General features: G+C 43.5%; 10 protein-coding genes and 1 riboswitch. Of the genes, 7 read left to right on the top strand and 3 right to left on the bottom strand.

Going from position 1 to position 17,491, the window contains the following annotated elements; genetic code table 11:
* Positions 1-206 precede the first annotated feature (206 nt).
* Both codA and ACE1CI_RS07845 read right to left on the bottom strand, forming a co-directional pair.
* Positions 207-1,451 carry a cytosine deaminase gene (gene codA, locus ACE1CI_RS07850; RefSeq protein ID WP_413267491.1) on the bottom strand — a complete coding sequence of 415 codons (1,245 nt, stop codon included), beginning with the start codon at positions 1,449-1,451 and terminating at the stop codon, positions 207-209.
* Between the two features lie 224 nt (positions 1,452-1,675).
* Complete coding sequence (locus tag ACE1CI_RS07845; protein ID WP_413267492.1) at positions 1,676-1,834, bottom strand: hypothetical protein; 159 nt, start codon at positions 1,832-1,834, stop codon at positions 1,676-1,678.
* A gap of 44 nt (positions 1,835-1,878) precedes the next feature.
* Positions 1,879-1,964, bottom strand: a riboswitch (Glutamine riboswitch).
* 122 nt (positions 1,965-2,086) lie between these two features.
* On the opposite strand from ACE1CI_RS07845, the gene smpB reads away from it, so the two are divergent.
* The 7 genes from smpB to ACE1CI_RS07810 all read left to right on the top strand — a co-directional run bounded on the left by smpB (position 2,087) and on the right by ACE1CI_RS07810 (position 7,935).
* A complete protein-coding gene (smpB, locus tag ACE1CI_RS07840) occupies positions 2,087-2,554 on the top strand; it encodes an SsrA-binding protein SmpB (protein ID WP_413267493.1) in 468 nt (155 codons plus the stop codon).
* A gap of 277 nt (positions 2,555-2,831) precedes the next feature.
* Positions 2,832-3,200 (top strand): ferredoxin thioredoxin reductase catalytic beta subunit, encoded by a 369-nt coding sequence (locus tag ACE1CI_RS07835; RefSeq protein WP_413267494.1) that lies wholly within the window; start codon positions 2,832-2,834, stop codon positions 3,198-3,200.
* Positions 3,197-3,619, top strand: coding sequence for a DUF309 domain-containing protein (locus tag ACE1CI_RS07830; RefSeq protein ID WP_413267495.1), 423 nt, complete (start codon positions 3,197-3,199; stop codon positions 3,617-3,619). The genes ACE1CI_RS07835 and ACE1CI_RS07830 overlap by 4 nt, the downstream gene beginning before the upstream one ends.
* Before the next feature lie 314 nt (positions 3,620-3,933).
* Positions 3,934-4,458 carry an LptA/OstA family protein gene (locus ACE1CI_RS07825; protein WP_413267496.1) on the top strand — a complete coding sequence of 175 codons (525 nt, stop codon included), beginning with the start codon at positions 3,934-3,936 and terminating at the stop codon, positions 4,456-4,458.
* Between the two features lie 59 nt (positions 4,459-4,517).
* The gene (gene lptB, locus ACE1CI_RS07820) at positions 4,518-5,246 is read left to right on the top strand and encodes an LPS export ABC transporter ATP-binding protein (RefSeq protein ID WP_413267497.1); all 729 of its coding nucleotides are present in this window, start codon (positions 4,518-4,520) and stop codon (positions 5,244-5,246) included.
* Between the two features lie 15 nt (positions 5,247-5,261).
* Positions 5,262-6,521: an LptF/LptG family permease gene (locus ACE1CI_RS07815; RefSeq protein WP_459564148.1), complete on the top strand. Its 1,260-nt coding sequence runs from the start codon at positions 5,262-5,264 to the stop codon at positions 6,519-6,521.
* A gap of 208 nt (positions 6,522-6,729) precedes the next feature.
* The gene (locus ACE1CI_RS07810) at positions 6,730-7,935 is read left to right on the top strand and encodes a hypothetical protein (RefSeq protein WP_413267498.1); all 1,206 of its coding nucleotides are present in this window, start codon (positions 6,730-6,732) and stop codon (positions 7,933-7,935) included.
* Between the two features lie 295 nt (positions 7,936-8,230).
* Here the strand turns inward: ACE1CI_RS07810 and ACE1CI_RS07805 are convergent, their stop codons facing one another.
* Positions 8,231-17,224, bottom strand: a complete 8,994-nt coding sequence (locus ACE1CI_RS07805; protein ID WP_496615317.1) for a Calx-beta domain-containing protein — start codon at positions 17,222-17,224, stop codon at positions 8,231-8,233.
* Between the last annotated feature and the right edge of the window lie 267 nt (positions 17,225-17,491).

Genomic DNA, 17,491 nt, shown 5'->3' with positions numbered 1-17,491 from the left:
GCAGCGTAACGCACCATTCCCTCTACCAATAGAGTCTAAGGATGTAGGGCGCGTTAGCGAGCGCGTAACGCACCATTCCCTCTACCAATAGAGTCAGGACTTACGCAGTGGCTCTAAATATGGTGGGATGGTGCGTTACACTGGCGTTAACGCACCCTACATATAGAGAGTTTGCGTAAGTCCTAAGAGTGTAATTCCTGACAAGATTAAACTCTCTTCCATTCAGTTTTCGGTGCTTCTGTGTATGCCAACAATTTACCTTGAGAAATCACATAACTAACAGTTGCTCTTTGGCGAATTGCATCATAACGACTATCGGCATTTAATACAATTAAATTAGCTGGTTTTCCCACCGCAATTCCATAATTCTCAGCTAAATTTAAAGTTTTCGCTCCATTAACAGTCACCATATCATAACAAGCATCAATTTCTGCCATTCCCGTCATCTGACAAACATGAACCGCCATGTGTGCCACATCTAGCATATTTCCCATTCCCAAACTATACCAAGGATCTTGCACACAATCATGTCCCAAACTAACATTTAATCCCGCTTGCCATAATTCTTTGACTCGCGTTACACCCCGCCGTTTGGGATAAGTATCTGTTCTACCTTGCAAAGTAATATTAATTAAAGGATTAGCAATAAAATTGATTTCTGTCCGTTGCAAAAATCCCATTAACTTATTAGCATAAGCGTTATTATAAGAACCAAAAGCTGTAGTGTGACTGGCAGTTACTTTCGCACCTAAACCACTACGAATTGCTTCAGCAGCTACTACTTCTAAAAATCTTGATTGCTCGTCATCTATTTCATCACAGTGTATATCAATTAGGCGATCGTACTGCTGCGCCAACTCAAAAATTCGCTCTACTGAACGAACCCCATCTTCCCTAGTTAATTCGTAATGGGGAATTCCCCCAACTACATCAGCACCTAACTTTAATGCTTCTTCGATTAATTCGGCATTTTTCGGACTACCATAAATTCCATCTTGGGGAAATGCTACTACTTGCACTGTTATCCAATCTTTGACTTCTTCTCTGACTTCTAAAAGTGCTTGCAGCGCTGTTAAAGTAGATTCACTCACATCAGCATGAGTGCGAACAAATAATACTCCTTGAGATGCTTGCAATTTTAAGGTTTCTTTCGCTCTTTTTTTCACATCTTCTAAGGAAAGATTTTGTTTCCGTTCTCGCCAAATTTCGATTCCTTCAAACAAAGTACCGCTTTGATTCCACCTGGGTTCACCCGCTGTTAATGCTGAATCTAAATGAATATGTGATTCCACAAAAGGAGGACTGACTAGTTGAGTGTGAATGTTTAATTCTAACTGTCCTAATTCCTGAATTTCTGGAGAAATGGCAACAATTAAACCGTTGTGAATTCCGATGTCAACGATTTCGTTGTTGAGTAAACGACATTGGCGTAGGATTAAATCGTATCGCATTGTAACTCTCTGAGTGGCAATTTTTTAAATTTACATACAGTATAAAGAAACCCGGTTTCTTGAAGAAACCGGGTTTCTGAGGTGCAGGTGCAACTTAAAAAATACACCCCTAACAATCAGAGGTGCACTAATCATTTAACTAGCCTGCGACTGGCTGAAAAACTTTGGCAATCTAACTAAGTAGATTGCCAGTAAGCAGGAATTACCTGCTATAGAATAGTGAATTATTGAGAAATTTCGCCGTTAACACCGATTTCTGCGGCAGAACGACTAAATACCGTTTGTTGGCGGTTTCTTGCGGCTCGTTGCTTGTTAATCATTAAGGAACGTGCTTTGCTTTCAACGGTATCGCTGTTTTGGTTGTTGTTATCGATATTTCTCATGGTTTTCGCCTCAAAGAGTAATAGTTTTGCAGTGATGAAAATGAGGCGCGTTCCTTCGGGATTGCTCCCTACTTCCGTCTCTTTATCCCTGGGAACTGATTGACTCAGAGGCTTTAAAGAGATGAACGATTTATTTCTGTATCTATTGTTACGGTTTTCTATGAAAGTGTCAAGTCGGGTTCTGTTTTCTTAAACAAACTTCATGCTGGGGAAAGTACCACAGTGTCCGGTTGACGCGCTAAAGTGGCAAATATGAATGAGAAAAGTGCAAATATAAAAGTTGTTAGCGATAATCGCCAAGCTCGGTTTCTCTATGAGATTCTAGAGACTTATGAGGCTGGAATTGAGCTAAAAGGAACGGAGGTTAAGTCAATTCGCGATGGGAGATGTAACCTGCGAGATGGGTATGTCTTGATTCGCAATGGTGAGGCTTGGCTGTTGAATGTTCATGTTTCCCCTTATCAGGGAAGTGGGGCCTATTTCAACCACGATCCACTTCGCACCCGCAAACTGTTGCTGCATAAGCAGGAGATTCGCAAGTTAATTGGTAAGGTGGAACAAAAGGGTTTAACTTTGGTGCCTTTGAAGATGTATCTGAAGAAGGGTTTGGTTAAACTTACTGTGGGTCTTGGTAGAGGTAAGAAACTGCATGATAAGCGGGAAGATTTGAAGAAACGCCAAGATAAGCGGGAGATGGAACGGGCTATGAAGAATTATTAATTGGGGACTGGGTACTGGGGACAAGGGGACAAGGGGACAAGGGGACAAGGGGACAAGGGGACAAGGGGACAAGGGGACAAGGGGAAAGAAGAGTTCTCAAGAGTCTCTCCTGCTTTCCCAGTACCCAGTACCCAGTACCCAGTACCCAGTCCCTACTCCCCAGTCCTCAATCGTTACCATAGAAATTCTTGATGATGGGTAACTAATTTTCATTGGGTGCAAGCCCTACGATAAAATCAAACAGTCCTGATGACTGAAAAGTAAATTTTGCGATCGCATGAACACTACAACTGAAACCCAAACTAAATCCAGTGAAGATAGCTTAGAAGCAATGCGGCATTTTTCCGAACAATATGCCAAACGCACTGGTACTTTCTTCTGCGTTGACCCTTCTGTTACGGCTGTTGTCATCGAAGGACTAGCCAAACACAAAGATGAACTTGGTTCGCCGCTTTGTCCTTGTCGTCATTATGAAGATAAGGAAGCAGAAGTTAAAGCTACTTTCTGGAACTGCCCTTGCGTCCCCATGCGCGAACGCAAAGAATGTCATTGTATGCTGTTCTTAACTCCAGATAATGACTTTGCTGGAGAGCAACAAGAGATTTCTTTAGAAGAAATCATATCGGTGCGAGATAGCATGGCATGACCCAAGTCATTCCTGACGAATTTTGGCAAGGTGTAGCTCAATTTAATTCGAGAGATTACTACACCTGCCATGATACTTTGGAGGCTCTGTGGATGGATGCAACAGAGCCACAAAAAACTTTTTATCAAGGTATTTTACAAATTGCGGTTGGTCTTTATCACCTGAGTAATCGTAATTGGCGTGGGGCGGTAATTTTGTTGGGCGAAGGCACTAATAGATTGGGTTACTATCAGCCTGATTATGCTGAAATTAATGTGGAAAAATTAATTGCTGAAAGTAGGGAATTGTTAACAGCTTTGCAAGTATCTGGGGCAGAAAATGTGGGGGAGTTCGCCCAAAGTATTAAAAATACGGGTACTTATTTAATAAATAATTCTACTTTGCAGGTGCCACAGATCGAAAAAGTTACTGCTGAATGAGGATTTGCCCAGTTTCCTAATAATTCGGGAACTCTTGGCTGGGTAATTAAGTCGGGGAAAAGGGAGCGGGGTTAATGTTTATGTTGGCTTGAAAGTAGATGGTTTTGGAGCGAAAGCCTGTAATACTCAGATCTTGCAGCAATGGAGGTTCTACCTCCTTTAACCTCGTTCCCTGGTTGAACCTGGGAACGAGAAAACGAGAAACAACGAGAAACTCCAGGCTCCGCTCAAGAGTGTTCTTATCTGAGTAATAGCAAAAGGAAATGCTATGATTATCCAGCATCCAGCTTAATGTTCCTAAGCTTGTTTGAATTATGATGCCTGTTGTTAAATTGCCTAATAATCTGTGTCGTTTTGGGTTAACTTTGCTGTTACCCTCGGTGTTTATGGGTGCGATCGCACTTACTACCAACAATAAAATCTCGATCGCGCAAACATCTCCCCCGACTGCTGAGAGTCGCCCCTTGACTGTGCGTTCTGATATTCAAGAAGCCGACCAAAAAACTGGAGTGATTACCGCTAGGGGTAATGTACAGTTATTTTACCCAGCCCGCCAAATTCAAGCTACAGCTGCCCAAGCCCAGTACTTTAGCAAGGAACGGCGAATCATCCTCACGGGTAATGTTTACGTACTCCAAAATGGTAATACCATTCGCGGCGAACAAGTGGTTTATCTAATTGATGAAGGACGATTTATCGCTGTACCCCAAGCGAATCGTCAGGTAGAATCAATTTACTTGGTTTCTGACCCCAATTTAACCGCCCAACCTACACCACCACCAAAGGTTCCTACAACTACTACCCGTCCTCAACCTAATACTCCTCCCAGAGGACGCTAACCAGTGGTAGAATCAAACACAATTTTTTGATATGGCTGCCACTGGGCGGAGAAAGCGGTGTGAAAATTGTTTTACAGAACATTCATAAGTCTTACGGCAAACGGCAGATTGTTAATCGGGTAAATCTTTCCGTTGGGCGGGGAGAAGTTGTGGGTTTATTGGGGCCAAATGGTGCTGGTAAAACTACTACTTTTTATATTGCTACTGGTTTGGAACGTCCCGATTCTGGCACGGTTTGGCTTGACGATCGCGATGTTACCCATTTACCCATGCACCAAAGGGCAAAGTTAGGCATTGGATATCTAGCTCAAGAAGCTAGCATTTTCCGCCATCTTAGTGTCCAAGATAATATTCTCTTAGTTTTGCAACAAACACAAGTCCCCCGCTGGGAACGACAAGCGCGTTTAGAAGCTTTGTTGCGCGAATTCCGCTTAGAAAAAGTTGCTTATACTAAAGGTATTCAAGTTTCTGGGGGAGAAAGACGCAGAACGGAGTTGGCTAGGGCCTTAGCTGCTGGTAAACAAGGGCCAAATTTCTTATTTTTGGATGAACCTTTTGCGGGTGTCGATCCGATCGCTGTGGCAGAAATTCAAGAGATTGTGCAAAAGTTGCGCGAAAGGCAAATTGGCATCTTAATTACAGATCATAACGTCAGAGAAACTTTAGCTATTACAGACCGAGCTTATATTATGCGCGATGGACAAATTTTAGCTTCTGGCAGCGCCGATGAACTTTACAATAATCCCTTAGTTAGGCAGTACTATTTAGGAGAAAATTTCCAAAAATAACGCTTTCTCGTAATTGTGGTGGAAAATCCTGATGCCAGGGGACTAGGGACTGCGATTCCCAACTACCAATTACCAACTACCAATTACCAACTACCAATTACCAACCGTCTAATGCCCAAATTTAAGTCTGCATTTTTCAATTTTTCCGGGGGTATTTCGGTGATGGATCGTTATTTGATCGCCGAATTATTACCGCCTTTCTTGTTTGGTGTGGGACTGTTTTCCTCAGTAGCAGTAACCATCGGTACATTATTTGATTTAATGCGGAAAATTAGCGATGCTGGATTAGCACCTGCTATAGCAATGAAGATTTTTTTATTGCAATTACCTTATTTTATTGCTTTTGCTTTACCAGCATCAATGCTGTTAGCTACTTTAATTACTTATAGTCGTCTGAGTAGTGATAGTGAATTAATTGCTTTACGCAGTTTTGGAATTCATGTTTATCGCCTGTTAATGCCAGCAGTTTGTCTGGGCATAGTAGTAACGGGATTTTGTTTTTGGTTGAATGAATTTGTCGTGCCAGCCGCTAAATATGAAGCGACGCAAACCTTACAAATAGCCTTAAATAGACAACAAAAAGATTTCCAAGAAAGTAACATTATTTATCCTGAATATAATCAAGTAACTCAACCAGATGGCAGAAGGAAAGAGGTGATGACTCGGTTGTTTTATGCCGAAGAATTTGACGGGGAAAGAATGAGAGGGTTAACGGTTTTGGAGCGGTCGCGATCGGGCGTTAACGGCATAGTTGTATCAGAATCAGCAGTTTGGAATCAAGCCCAAAATACTTGGGACTTTTACAATGGCACAACTTATTTAGTCGCCCCCGATGGTTCATATCAGCACATTATGCGCTTTGAACATCAACAATTGCAATTACCTCGCGCCCCCTTAGACTTTGCCAGAAAAGGGCGAGACTATGCGGAAATGAACATTGCCCAAGCTATAGAACAACTGAAGTTAATTAGCTTAAGTAACGACAATAAAAAAATTCGCAAACTGGAAATAAGGATTCACCAAAAAATCGCTTTACCTTTTGCTTGTTTAGTATTTGGTTTAGTGGGTTCAATTTTAGGAATTCGACCGCAACGCACTAACAAAGCCACAGGTTTTGGGATTAGCGTTTTAATCATTTTTGCCTATTACTTGTTAATGACTTTAGGTGATGTTTTTGGCTTAGGTGGCATTCTTCCTCCTGAGATTGCCGCTTGGTTGCCCAATATATTTGGTATAACTATGGGTAGTTGGTTATTATGGCGACTCGCTCGTTGATAGGTGACTGGGGATGGGAAGCTGTGGAGGAGGGAATTGCTATGGTTAATTAGTTATGTTTTTTACTGGAAAATTTAAGCATTCTTTATTAAGATCTTCACAAAAAAAGCAAAAAAATACTGGTAAATAAAAGTTATCTTGGGAATATATATCCTTGTGAGATCCTGTCTGGCGGAAAAGTATTAAGGTAAACGAAGTACCACTGGGCATGAAATCACTCACTGCTAGCTTACTCGGACTTCCAGCCATGTCATCACATCAACCCCCCGCCCATCTCCGCTATCTGAAAGCAAGGTTACGCCCTTTACTCCGTCCTCAAGTTTGGGGAACAATTATATTCTTGTTGGTGGTGAGTACTCTCGCCGGGTATTACTTTGCCAATTTAGAAGAATTTATTGCTGAGGAAAATCAAGATACTCCTACTGTCAGTAACAATAACAACAACGACGCTGATAACGATCGATCTCCCCAATCGAGTATAAGTCCAGAAGATAGAGCGATCGCAGCTGATATTGACATATCTGCGTTGTTAGAAAATGATTTAGCTGCTAACACCGAAACCTTGGATGCTGCACCAGAAAAACCAAGGGAAAATCTATTTGAACAATATATGAAGCAAAGGCAGGCTAAAGATAAAGCTGCTGATTCATCCCCAGGACAAGCAAATCAGCAACCAGTAGCAGCAAATATAGATGAAAATCCCTTTTCAATCAAGTTTTCCTCTGGCAATAATGCAGGGAGAAATAATACAGCAACTTCGACAAATCCCTTCCTTGGCAACTTGTCCGGTAATAATTCTTACGGGCTAAACTCAAACAACAGCACAACTCCAAATTTAAATAATAATACTAATGCTTTGCAAACAGCATTAGACCGTGCTAATGGTTATAGTCGGCAGACAAATGTTGATGCTAATGGTAACGCAATTAATCCATTACAAGCAGCACTCGATCGCCAACCCGTAGCACAAACCAACTATAATTTAATAGCACAACCCAATCAATTAACTCCGTTATTAGGCACAGTTCCCTATTACACAGGCGTAACTACAACTATTCCTAACTCTGGAATTCCTGTCCAAGGAACCGTTCCCCTGACACCTTATTCTAATGTTTCTGGGAACCCGACTCAAACAATACCAATTCCGACAACTGGTGTAACATCAAACATCTACAATCCGGGGTTGACAAATAATCCAGTTAATTCCTATACTTACCTCAATCAACCCCAAGTACCAAATACCGTACAAACTTTACCTAGTACCAGTGGTGTAAGCAATCTTAATTCTGTCAATTCGGCTGTTCAAACAACACCGAATCAAGTGCAAAATACACCAGCACCATTTTCAATTCCTAGAACTCCTCCGGGAAGGACTATTGGTGGTGGTCAAATTAATACCTTCTCAAATCCTTAAACTGGTTGGCAAATTATTGTAAAACAGTGAGCTAAGGCAGGAGAAAGGCAATAAAAAGGAAAAAAATTTGTTAGGGAAAGGGGATAATTTAGTTATGCTTTTTCCCTTTTTTGTTGTCTTTTTTAACCGCAAAGAGCGCACTAGGCGAAGCCTTCCCGAAGGGTAGGGAGCAAAGAAATAAAGCTTTTTCCTTTAATTTGTAGTGTTTTTTCTTGGTTCTGCTTTTCGGTTTTTGCGAAATCAAAAACCCGGTTTCTTCTGCGAAACCGGGTTTTTCTAGATATTTAATTCAAACTTAAACAGAAACAAAATCTTGTACAGTAATCAAATTAGCAGAAATACCATTCAAAGTCGCTAACAATTGATTATTGCTAGCCAAACTAATTAAAGTGTTATTTCCGCTTTGCACAATGCTCAGTTGTGAGAAAGTTAAATTACCAGACAAGGCAAAGGAATCTATCCCATCTTGAAAATCAGTAATTACATCACTACTTTGACCAGAAGCTAACACAAATTTATCAGAGCCATTACCACCTGTAAGTAGGTCATTACCCTTGTCACCATTGAGTAAATCATCACCATCACCACCAATTAGAGTATCATTTCCTTGACCACCATAAAGGGTATCATTTCCTAACTCGCCAGTAATCCAATCAGCGCCTTGATTGCCAGAAAGTAGATCATTTTCAGCACCACCGCAGATGCGATCGTCATCATCACCGCCATAGATCGTATCATTGAGATCGCCACCACTCAGGCTATCCTTGCCTACATCGCCAAAGATCAGATCGTTTCCAGCATCACCGCAAACAATGTCATCATCTTTACCAGCGTATACGGTATCGTTACCATCTTCAGCAAAGATAGTGTCATTGCCAGTGTTGCCAAAGAGCAAATCATCACCGCTACCACCGAAGATTAAATCCTTGTCGCTACTAGAAGAAGAATTGCTACCACCGCCATAAATGGTATCGTTGCCGTTATCGCCACCCAAGGTATCATCGCCCTTGTCGCCAAATAGCAAGTCATTATCTTGACCACCGCGCACTAAATCGTTACCCTGACCACCATAGACAATATCATTACCTTGATTGCCATTAACAACATCATCACCAAGATTACCATTGAGGAAATCATCGCCTTCGTTACCAGCAATCCAATCGCGTCCTTCACCACCAAATAAGCTATCTTTACCTTTACCACCAAATAGGTTATCGTTACCCGTTCTTCCTAACAACAAGTCATCGCCATTGTTACCGGAAAGCGCGTCATTGAGATCGCTACCTATCAACAAATCCTGACCATCAGTACCAAATTGAGAATTATCAACTGAATTTAGCGCTAGCGATACACCGGGAAGGTTGTTAATATCAGGACGGACAATTTTAGAAGCGAAACAATCTGCATCAACAGATGTTACCCCACCACCAACAGTTAAACTGAATGGGATATTAACACTCGAATTTGCCGAATCTGTAGCTTTCAAGAAAATGTTGATACTTCCCGCATCATTAGCAGTGGGAATCCCGATGAAATTGCGAGAACTTGGGTTAAAAGTTAGCCAACTTGGTAAAGGATTACCAGTAGTTAAACTTGCCGAGTAAGTGAGAGTGTCGCCTACATCAATATCTTTGAAACTATCAGCAGCGAAAGTAAAATTGAACAAACTGTTAACAGTAGCAGTTTGATTGTTAACCGGAAGATTAACCACAGGTGCATCATTTACTGGGTTAATTGTTAAGTTAACAGCAGCATCAGCATTAGCATAATTAGCCCCATCAAAACCAAACCAATTAAAGCTAGTATTGCCATTCCAATTAGCAACCGGAGTAAAGCGGAGATTAGCTAATTGCTCTTGGGAAATCTCTTGATTAACAGTGACATTGCTACTACCTAATTGCAATGTACCGTTGGTGGGTAAAGTTGTAACTTTAATCTTACTCAGACTAGCGCCGTTAGCATTGCTAAATTTGCTAGTAAAATCAACAGCAGTGAAACTAATAGTGGTATCTTCGTCACCTGATTTGCTGATACTGTTGCCAACTGGTGTATTGTCATCATTAAGAATTGTGCCAACAGCTTGGTTATTAGCGATCGTACCATTACTGGCATTATTCAGCTTGAGGAAAAAGTTTTTGTTGGTTTCAACAAGGGTATTACCATTAACAGTAACGGTGATATTCTTAGTTGTTTCTCCTGGGTTAAAAGTCAGAACACCAGACGCACTATTGTAATCTTTCCCAGCAACGGAAATGCCATCAGCAGTAGCGTAGTTTACAGAAACAGTTTGATAACTGGGGTTAGATAAAGTAACCGCAAAATTGAAGTTAGTTGTACCACTGTTTCCTTCATTTTGTGTCACATCACTAATTGCAATTGTCGGGAGAGAATCATCATTATTGATAGTTCCTACCGCAGCGGCGTTGGTGATAGTGGCGTTGATCGGATTCGAGAGATTTAGATTGAATGTTTCGTTGGTTTCGTATTTGGTATCACCATTAGAATTAACGGTAATAGTTTTTTGAGTTTCTCCTGGGTTGAAAATCAGATTTCCAGAAGTGCTGGTATAATCGCCATCAGCAACACTAGCAGTACCATCAGCTGTGTTGAAGTTAACGCTGATAGTTTGTGAACTGACATTAGTTAATGAAACATTGAAACTGTGGGTAAGAGTGCCGCTATTTCCTTCATTTTGGGCAGTAGCATTGCTAATCGAAATTGCCGGGAATTGGTCATCATTTTTGATAGTTCCTACACCAGTATCATCAGCAATAGTCGCGTTAGTTGGGTTGCTGAGTTTTACCTCAAAAGTTTCGTCACTTTCGTATTTGGTATCACCATTAACTACGATAGAAACAGTTTTTTGGGTTTCTCCGGGGTTGAAAGTAAGAGTATTAGAAGCACTGTTGTAGTCGTTGTCGGCGGTAGTGGCAGTGCCATTTTGGGTAGCGTAGTTGACAGTGATAGTTTGAGCGCTAGGGGTGTTTAAGCTAACAGTAAATACTAAGTTAGTTGTGCCGTTATTTCCTTCTACTTGAGCGATATCGCTAATAGCAAGAGTTGGAGGAACATCATTGTCAATTATCTGCACTGTGGCAGTGTTTTGGGTACCAATTGAAATGCCGGAACTGGGATTTGCTAACGAGACAGTAAAGTTTTCTATTCCTTCACTTAAGTTATCGTCGTTGATGGAAATGGTGACGGTTTTACTGGTTTCGTTGGCAAGGAAGTTAATTGTTTGGGTAGTGGGATTGAAATCTGTTCCACCTGTGGCACTGCCATTGGTAAATTGTACTTGTACGTTACCAGCACTGTTGACTAAACCAGTGCGATCGATCGTAACAGCAGCACCAATTACTGTACCATCTTCGTTGATTTGATAGTTAGCTTGGGAGAACTCAACTGCGGCATCATCATTTATAATGGTTCCGGTGACTGCTGTATTAGTCACAGCATTATAGTTGCTGCCATTAGCTAAAGTTAATTGAACTGTTTCATCGAGTTCCAGGGTGGAATCAGCAGTTGGGTCAATGGTGACGGTGGCAGTGGTAGAATTAGCGGCAAAAGTGAGAGTACCAGTACTTCCATTAAAAGTATTTGCACCAGAAACCGTGTAATCAGTGTTGTAAGTTGCAGTTCCACCGACAGTGAAATTGACAGTTAGCGGGGTAGAAGTAATTCCGGTGCGGGTGAAAGTGTAGGATAAATTATTTGTGCCATCTTCTGCGACTGAACTGGGTGAAACCGCCAGAGTCACATCAGTATCGTTATCGACAATATCTACAGTGGCAGTTTTCTGCGTACCCAGAACGAAATTACCAGTAGGATTAGCTAAAGTCAGGGAGAGATTTTCGTTTCCTTCAACTAAAGTATCGTCGGTGATGGGAATGGTGACGGTGTGACTCGTTTCACCACTGGCAAAGTTAATCGTTTGGGTGGTGTTATTGAAATCGGTTCCACCTGTAGCAGTGCCGTTGGTTAATTGTACATCGACGCTACCAGCGCTGTTGACTAAACCAGTGCGATTAATGGTGAGAGCAGCACCGATTACTGTACCATTTTCGTTGACTTGATAAGTAGCTTGGGAAAATTGAACTAAAGCATCGTTATCGACAATAGTCAGGTTTGCAGTTTTCTGTGTACCCAGAACGAAATTAGTCGAAGGATTAACTAAAGTCAGGGAGAGATTTTCATCTGCTTCAACTAAAGTATCGTCGTTGATAGGAATGGTAACAGTTTTACTAGTTTCGCCACTAGCAAAGTTAATTGTTTGAATGGCGTTATTGAAATCTGTTCCGGGAGTAAAAGGTTGAATGCCACCTGTAGCAGTGCCGTTGCTTAATTGTACTTGAACGCTACCAGCACTGGTGATATCGCCAATGCGATTAATGGTGACATTTGCACCGATTACTGTACCGTTTTCATTGACTTGATAGCTAGCTTGGGAAAACTCAACTCCGGTATCATCATTTGTGATGGTTCCGGTGACTGGGGTGTTAGTCACCACATTGTAATTGCTGCCATTAGCTAAAGTTAATTGAACTGTTTCATCGAGTTCCAGAGTGGAATCAGCAGTTGGGTCAATGGTGACGGTGGCAGTGTTAGAATTAGCGGCAAAAGTTAGAGTACCAGTACTTCCATTGAAAGTATTTGCACCAGAAACCGTGTAATCAGTGTTGTAAGTTGCACTTCCACCGACAGTGAAGTTGACAGTTAGCGGAATGCTAGTAACACCAGTGCGGGTGAAAGTGTAGGATAAATTATTTGTGCCATCTTCTGTAACTGAACTTGCTGAAACCGCCAGAGTCACGTCACTATCATTATCGACAATATCGACAGTGGCAGTTTTCTGTGTACCCAAAAAGAAATTAGTGGAAGGATTAACTAAAGTTAAGGTGAGATTTTCATCTCCTTCGACTAAAGTATCTTCATTGATGGGAATGATGACTGTTTGACTGGTTTCACCACTGGCAAAGTTAATCGTTTGAGTGGTGTCATTGAAATCTGTTCCACCTGTAGCAGTGCCATTGGCAAACTGCACTTGTACGCTACCAGTACTAGTGATGTCGCCAGTGCGATTAACTGCGACAGTGGCACCGATTACCGTACCATTTTCGTTGAATTGATAGTTAGCTTGGGAAAATTGAACTAAAGCATCGTTATCGACAATAGTCAGATTTGCAGTTTTCTGCGTACCCAGAACGAAATCTCCTGTGGGATTAGCTAAAGTCAGGGAGAGATTTTCGTTTCCTTCAACTAAAGTATCGTCGGTGATGGGAATGGTGACGGTGTGACTCGTTTCGCCACTGGCAAAGTTAATCGTTTGGGTGGTGTTATTGAAATCGGTTCCACCTGTAGCAGTGCCGTTGGTTAATTGTACATCAACGCTACCAGCGCTGTTGACTAAACCAGTGCGATTAATGGTGAGAGCAGCACCGATTACTGTACCATTTTCGTTGACTTGATAAGTAGCTTGGGAAAATTGAACTAAAGCATCGTTATCGACAATAGTCAGGTTTGCAGTTTTCTGTGTACCCAGAACGAAATTAGTCGAAGGATTAGCTAATGTCAGGGTGAGATTTTCATCTCCTTCAACTAAAGTATCGTCATTGATGGGAATGGTGACGGTGTGACTCGTTTCGCCACTAGCAAAGTTAATTGTTTGAATGGCGTTATTGAAATCTGTTCCGGGAGTAAAAGGTTGAATGCCACCTGTAGCAGTGCCGTTGCTTAATTGTACTTGAACGCTACCAGCACTGGTGATATCGCCAATGCGGTTAATGGTGACATTTGCACCGATTACTGTACCGTTTTCATTGACTTGATATGTAGCTTGGGAAAACTCAACTCCGGTATCATCATTTGTGATGGTTCCGGTGAAGGTGCTATTGGTGACAACATTGTAATTGCTGCCAGCAGCTAAAGTTAATTCAACTGTTTCATCGGGTTCGAGAATGGCATCGGCAGTCGGGTCAATGGTGATGGTGGCAGTGGTAGAATTAGCGGCAAAGGTGACAGTACCAGTACTTCCATTAAAAGTATTTGCACCAGAAACGGTGTAATCAGTGTTGTAAGTTGCACTTCCACCGACAGTGAAGTTGACAGTTAACGGGGTAGAAGTAACTCCGGTGCGGGTGAAAGTGTAGGATAAATTATTTGTGCCATCTTCTGCGACTGAACTGGGTGAAACCGCCAGAGTCACGTCACTATCATTATCGATAATATCGACAGTGGCAGTTTTCTGTGTACCCAGAACGAAATTAGTGGAAGGATTAACTAAAGTCAGGGTGAGATTTTCATTTCCTTCAACTAAAGTATCTTCATTGATGGGAATGGTGACGGTTTTACTAGTTTCGCCACTGGCAAAGTTAATCGTTTGGGTGGTGTTATCGAAATCTGTTCCGGTGGCAAAAGGTTGAGTGCCACCTGTAGCAGTGCCATTGGCAAACTGCACTTGTACACTACCAGCACTGGCGATACTACCAGTGCGGTTAATGGTGACAGTGGCACCGATTACCGTACCATTTTCGTTGAATTGATATGTAGCTTGGGAAAATTGAACTAAAGCATCGTTATCGACAATAGTCAGAGTAGAAGTTTTCTGCGTACCCAGAACGAAACCGCCAGTAGGATTAGCTAATGTCAGGGAGAGATTTTCGTTTCCTTCGAGTAAAGTATCGTCGGTGATGGGAATGGTGACGGTTTTACTGGTTTCGTTGGCAAGGAAGTTAATCGTTTGGGTGGTGTTATTGAAATCTGTTCCACCTGTAGCAGTACCATTGCTTAATTGTACTTGTACGCTGCCAAGACTACTGATGTCGCCAGTGCGGTTAATGGTGACAGCAGCACCGATTACTGTGCCATCTTCGTTGACTTGATAAGTAGCTTGGGAGAAATTAACAGTGGGAAGCTGTCGATATTCAAAGGCACCAATATCAACAGTACCGGAAATCCGCGCAAAACCTGTTCCTCTTTGGTCGGTGGTAACGCCTGCTGGTACTTTACTATTATCGCCTGCTTCAAGGGCAGAAGAACCTGTGGTGATGGCATGGGTTTTGGTGAAACCGCCGTTAGCAGCTAAAGCACCTAAGTTGGGGTTGGTGGTGATGGGTGTACCGTTGAAGGTGCCGCCTGTGTTGGAGTTAGTCAGGATGATATTTGGGGCAGTGGCATTGACTGTGGCTATGCCTTTGTTTGTTGCACCGTCTGCAACAGTACTAGGTTTGTTGTTGATTAAATCGCTACCGCCTGTGGTGTTGCTGATAATGGTGTTGTTCAGGGTTAGAGTAGCGTTAACTACGGTGCTGCTATCGTAGGCGAGGTTATACACTGCCCCGCCTGCTTGTGCGCTAAAACCGCCTGTTCCTGCTTTATTGGTGTTAAAGGCAAGGGTGCTGTTGTTGATGGTAACGTTGCCGTTGAGGTTAAATAGCGCCGCACCAAAACCGGAACCACTATCACTAAAAAAGGTGCTATTTCCTCCTACTGCTGTATTGCCGGAGAGGGTACTGTTCGTGAGGGTGACAGTACCGTTATGGTTGAAGATAGCACCGCCCATCCCTGCACCGCTGCCGCCGCCGCCAAAGCCCCCATCGCCGCCGCCAAAGCCGCCGTTGCCGCCGTTGCCGCCACCGCCGCCAAAGCCGCCTCTGCTGTCACTGCCACTGCCGCCGTTGCTGCTACCGCCGCCGCCGCCAAAGCCGCCGCCGCCGCCGCCGCCGTTGCTGCCGCCGCCGTTCATGCTGCCGCTGCCGCCGCCGCCGCCGCCAATGCCGCCGCCGCCGCCGGCGCTGCTAACTCCGCCGCTGCTAACGCCGCCGCCAAAGCCGCCGCCGCCAAAGCCGCCGCCGCCGCCGCCAATGCCGCCGTTGCCAAAGCCATAGCCGCCGCCGCCACTGCCATTGCCGCCACTGCCGCCGCCACTGCCGCCGCCACTGTCACCGCCACTGCCACCCATACCATTGCTGATACCACCACCCGCTGCACCGAAGAAATTAGACCCATTACTACCATTATCAATAGGGCGAAAGCCACCGCCGCCACCACCACCAAAACTTGAAGAAGTACCACCGCTACTTCCTGCTGGAGTCACAGCCCCCCCAAAACCACCGCCGTTGGCTGAAGTAGCATCTTGCCCCATGCCACCACCGCCCACACCTAAACCGGAAACACCATTGCTCCCACCTTTAGCCGTATTCCCCGTAAAGGTAACACCCTCCACCGTCAAACTGCCTTGGTTAAAGATGGCACCACCCATCCCGGCACCACCACCACCCATAGCGCTACTGCCTCCCAGTGCCAGTCCATTTTCCAAGGTGAGGTTTTTCAGGGTGAGTTGTCCCGCACCAGGGGTGTTGTAGTTGAGGGTTTCCGCTTTGCTGGCATCCGCACCTACATAAAAAAAGCGCAAACGCGCTAAACTAGCATCCCGTTTAATCGTTGCCCCTTGCCCGTCGATGGTAATATCGCTGGCAATGGCAGGTAAACCGTTGGGGCCATACCACCAGTTATCAACCGCAGTTAAGTTATAGTTACCCCCTGCAAATAGGGTAATTGTGTCTGCTCCTGCTGTGCTGTTGGCAGTGTTAATGGCGTTGATGAGTTCGTTAACGGCATCCGTTGGGTTAGCGCTGGGGTTAATGGTGAGAGCAATATTATTCAGAACATGGTTATATGCCTCTAAAACTCCCAGCTGAAAGGCTAAGGGCGCTTCGATGTTCCCCAGTTTGACTTCAAAATCCCAGTCTCCGCCTGCTGCAGCGCTTCCGGTGAGGTCATCGGATGCGGCAAAGTCTGCGCCTGTTAAGTCGGCAAAGCGTTGCAGGAAGTTGATCCCCCCCTGCCCCCCCTTATTAAGGGGGGGTTCTGATTCGGATAGCCCTTTAACAAGGGGGGGTTCTGATTCGGATAGCCCCCCCTTATTAAGGGGGGGTTGGGGGGGATCACCCGCTACATTACAGCCATAAATTAAGATATCGGCATCATCAGTTAAAGAATTGCGCCATTGCGACAATTGCGCTGCATAATCTTCAATATTCCCCGAATTGAGCGAACCATTGCCCAATTGCAAACTACCAGGGCTACCGTGCGAGACAATATGCACTGCGGAAATATCACTGCGACTCGCCAAAACATCTGTCATTTGGTAGATACCATCTTTGGTCGGGTCGAGGACAATAATCTCAGAAGTAGAGTCTACTCCGGCTATCAAACTCTGGTAGTCTTCAACAGCAGCATCAATAAAAACAATAGATTTTTGTTGGCTGTTGGAACTAAATATATCAGTCATGGTCTTAAGTACGTCCTTTTAGAAATTGCCGATCGCAAAAAAATAATTTACGCTTGAACTAATAGAATATTTTTCACAAGAGAAATTGGGCATACCAATTTTGTTTAACCTGAAAAAGTTAGGCTATGCAGTATTGGCTGTCCGGTGAAAAAGTTGGCGCTTTTTCTTAATTTCTCTTTATTTTTGAGTGTTTCTTAGGAGAGGTTTGCTCTTCTACATACTATTGTGGTGTGACATTCTGTAAACATCCACCGTGAAACCCCCTAA

This window comes from Floridaenema flaviceps BLCC-F50, assembly GCF_041929275.2.
Classification (GTDB): Bacteria; Cyanobacteriota; Cyanobacteriia; order Cyanobacteriales; family Aerosakkonemataceae; genus Floridanema; species Floridanema flaviceps.
This window is presented reverse-complemented; position numbering and strand designations above follow the sequence as displayed.